The sequence below is a fragment of the Streptococcus sp. GMD5S genome, assembly GCF_000298715.2.
Lineage (GTDB): Bacteria > Bacillota > Bacilli > Lactobacillales > Streptococcaceae > Streptococcus.
Window position 1 is genome coordinate 1 of record NZ_AJRG02000069.1, and the last position, 3,647, is coordinate 3,647.

A 3,647-nucleotide genomic window follows, 5' to 3' on the forward strand; every position below is an offset into this window, starting at 1 on the left:
GGCAGCCAAGTAACTCCAACTCAACCAAGTCAAACAGAAGTGAAGACAGCAGAAGGCACATGGAGCTTCAAGTCTTATGACAAGACATCTGAAATCATCAATGGAGCAGACGCACACTTCGTAGGCACCTGGGAATTCACTCCGGCCCCAATTAAAGATTCTGGAAATACTAGTCAACCAGAAGAAAGAAGTAGTCAAAATCAGAACTTGTTACCAAACACGGGTTCAGCAGTATCTGGTCTTCTTTCAATCATCGGTCTTGCCTTTGCAAGTCTAGCAGCTTTTGTTCTTCGTAAGAAAGACTAAGCCACTCTTAGGAAATAAGAAATTGAATTCTTAATTCCTGAGTCTAAGAAGAGAGAACGAGAAATCGTTCTCTCTTTTTCTTGCATTTTATATCGAGCTGTGATATATTTTATATAACGAAGTGCGATATATCGAACTGAATAGGAGGTGCCTATAAATGGAATTAACAGATAAGGTTCGTCGGGTCTATCTTCCGATGACGGAAACGGGCTTTTATATTTTGTTCTGTCTGCAAAAGGAACGTCATGGTTATAGTATTACGCAAAAGGTCAAGGAGATGACAGATTCGCAAGTTTCGATTAGTCCTGGAACTATGTATGGAACCTTGTCAAAGATGGAAAAGGATGGCTTGATTTCTTTTGTCCGAGAGGAGGAAAAACGGAAAATCTATCAGATTACAGACTTGGGACGCAAAGTCTTAGATATTGAATTGAAACGTATTGAACGGCTCTATAGAAACAGTTTGGAGGAAGTATGATGGAAAAGAAAATTGTTTATCGAATTTTTACAATTGCGGATTATGAGAGGGAAGCTCTATACTTTAGAGAAATGCATGCTAAGGGCTGGAAGCTTAGGAAAGTAAGCTATTCTATCTTATTGTTTGTAGTTAAGTATACCTTTGAAAAGTGCCAACCGGAGCAGGTGTCTTATCAGTTGGACTTTTATCCCATGAAAAAATCAGAGAGAGCCTCCTATTTACAACTATTTAAAGACTGTGGCTGGGAGCATATTACAGACTTTAATAGTTTTTCCTATTTTAGAAAAGCGCATTCTGAAATTGAATCGGATACTGAGTTTGAAATCTATAATGACGCTACAGGGAAGTTAGCTATGATCAAACGGATTTTAAGACTGCGGATGCTTCCTATTTTGATTCTATTTTTAGCTCTACTACCGGTTTTCTCAAAGTTTGTCAGTGGAGCTAGTTCTTTCAGTTGGGGAATGTTTTTGATTGTCATAATAGATTGTGTTTTATTGATAGTTTTTGCGGTTCAGATTTCTTATATTTTTTGGAGCTTGTTTCAAAAGTGGAAAGAATTATCTGAAAAATAAAACCATGTATGTTTTCTGATTTGGAGGTAAGACAATGAATAGCAAAGTACAATTTAGGATTTTCACCATTGTTGATTTGGACAAGGAAGAAGAATTTTTACATGAGATGCACTTGAAAGGTTGGAGATATAGAACTAGTCGTTTTGGTTTTTTCTATTTTGACCACTGTCAACCGGACGATGTCATCTACCATATCTATGATTCTAGATTTCTTAAAAAGTATAAGCATGAACTACAAGATTTTAGAAATAGCGGTTGGGAATTGATAGAAACAGGTTTTTGTTCAATTCTTCGTAAACCAACTTCTGATATCCTTTCAGAGGAGAAAGTCTATATGAGTAAGGGTCTCAGATGGGAAGTTATGCGGTCTAGACTTCGTTCCTGTATAGCCACTTTTTCAGGTGGTCTTATTGTTTGCATGAGTTTGTATCGAGAAAACTTGTCTCAGTCTTTCTTTATTATTTTCGTTTTATATGCTTGTTTAATTTCTTATCTAATCTATGGTTTTTTCAGACTTAAAAGGAAATACCAAGTAGATGAGAAGTATGTTTCTAGGTCTGTAGACTGATTTTTAGCACTCTTTGTAAAAGAGTGCTAATTTTTTGAGTTTTTATCTTGACATTCTCTTCTAAGGGTGTATAATAGAATCATGAGTTAGCACTTGGGTACATAGAGTGCTAATCGATCAGACAGAGAGGAGTGATGAGATGGTTACAGAGCGTCAGCAGGATATTTTAAATCTGATTATTGACATCTTTACCAAAACGCACGAACCTGTCGGATCCAAGGCGCTACAAGAGTCTATCAATTCTAGTAGTGCTACCATTCGTAATGACATGGCGGCTCTAGAGAAGCAGGGTTTGCTTGAGAAGGCTCATACCTCAAGCGGTCGGATGCCAAGTGTCGCGGGATTTCAGTACTATGTAAAACACTCGCTTGCTTTTGACAGACTGGCTGAAAATGAGGTATACGAGATTGTCAAAGCCTTTGATCAGGAGTTCTTCAAACTGGAGGATATTCTGCAAGAGGCCGCCAATCTACTAACATACTTGAGTGGCTGTACGGTAGTAGCACTGGATGTTGAGCCGAGTAGACAGCGCCTGACGGCCTTCGATATTGTCGTTCTAGGACAACATACTGCTCTTGCAGTTTTCACCCTAGACGAGTCCCGAACGGTTACTAGTCAATTTCTGATTCCAAGGAACTTCTTGCAGGAAGATTTGCTGAAACTGAAAAGCATCATTCAGGAACGTTTTCTCGGTCACACTGTTCTGGACATTCATTACAAGATTCGGACGGAGATTCCGCAGATTATCCAACGTTACTTCACAACTACGGACAATGTTATGGATCTCTTTGAACACATTTTTAAAGAAATGTTCAACGAAAACATTGTAATGTCGGGCAAGGTCAATCTCTTGAATTTTGCCAATCTAGCAGCCTATCAGTTCTTTGACCAACCGCAAAAAGTGGCTCTGGAGATTCGTGAAGGTCTGCATGAAGATCAAATGCAAAATGTCCGTGTTGCAGACAGTCAGGAATCCTGTCTAGCTGATTTGGCGGTGATTAGCAGTAAGTTCCTCATTCCTTATCGAGGTTTTGGAATTCTAGCGATTATCGGTCCAGTCAATCTAGATTATCAGCAATTGGTCAACCAAGTCAATGTGGTCAATCGTGTTTTGACCATGAAGTTGACAGATTTTTATCGCTACCTCAGCAGTAATCATTACGAAGTAAATTAATTTTGAAATCATTAAAGGAGGCGAAAATGGCCCAAGATAAAAAAAACGAAGAAATGAAAGAAGAGGAAGTTGTGGAAACAACTGAAGAAACAACTCCTGAGAAGTCTGAGTTGGACTTGGCAAATGAACGCGCGGATGAGTTTGAAAATAAATACCTTCGCGCTCATGCAGAAATGCAAAATATTCAACGCCGTGCCAATGAAGAACGTCAAAACTTGCAACGTTATCGTAGCCAAGATCTGGCAAAAGCAATTTTACCGTCGCTTGACAACTTAGAACGTGCACTAGCAGTTGAAGGTTTGACAGACGACGTCAAAAAAGGATTGGGGATGGTGCAAGAGAGCTTGATTCACGCTTTGAAAGAAGAAGGAATCGAAGAAATTGCAGCTGAAGGCGAATTTGACCATAACTATCACATGGCCATCCAAACTCTCCCAGCAGACGATGAACACCCAGCAGACACCATCGCCCAGGTCTTCCAAAAAGGCTACAAACTCCATGACCGCATCCTACGCCCAGCCATGGTAGTAGTTTATAACTAGGCTA

General features: G+C 39.4%; 6 protein-coding genes. All 6 read left to right on the top strand.

Annotated elements, in window-relative coordinates; translation table 11 throughout:
- Window positions 1-306 (top strand): SHIRT domain-containing protein (locus tag GMD5S_RS10345; protein ID WP_016893901.1); only part of this gene is annotated, 306 nt, incomplete at its 5' end.
- Window positions 307-463: 157 nt separating this feature from the next.
- On the top strand, window positions 464-784 hold the full coding sequence (locus GMD5S_RS0210030; RefSeq protein WP_000423991.1) for a PadR family transcriptional regulator: 321 nt from the start codon (window positions 464-466) through the stop codon (window positions 782-784).
- Window positions 784-1,359: a DUF2812 domain-containing protein gene (locus GMD5S_RS0210035; RefSeq protein WP_008283872.1), complete on the top strand. Its 576-nt coding sequence runs from the start codon at window positions 784-786 to the stop codon at window positions 1,357-1,359. The genes GMD5S_RS0210030 and GMD5S_RS0210035 overlap by 1 nt, the downstream gene beginning before the upstream one ends.
- A gap of 34 nt (window positions 1,360-1,393) precedes the next feature.
- Entirely contained in the window at window positions 1,394-1,927 is a 534-nt protein-coding gene (locus GMD5S_RS0210040; RefSeq protein WP_001086358.1) for a DUF2812 domain-containing protein, read from the top strand.
- Window positions 1,928-2,066: 139 nt separating this feature from the next.
- On the top strand, window positions 2,067-3,101 hold the full coding sequence (gene hrcA / locus GMD5S_RS0210045) for a heat-inducible transcriptional repressor HrcA (RefSeq protein WP_000255749.1): 1,035 nt from the start codon (window positions 2,067-2,069) through the stop codon (window positions 3,099-3,101).
- A gap of 26 nt (window positions 3,102-3,127) precedes the next feature.
- A complete protein-coding gene (grpE, locus tag GMD5S_RS0210050; protein WP_000046058.1) occupies window positions 3,128-3,643 on the top strand; it encodes a nucleotide exchange factor GrpE in 516 nt (171 codons plus the stop codon).
- The last annotated feature ends 4 nt before the right edge of the window (window positions 3,644-3,647 follow it).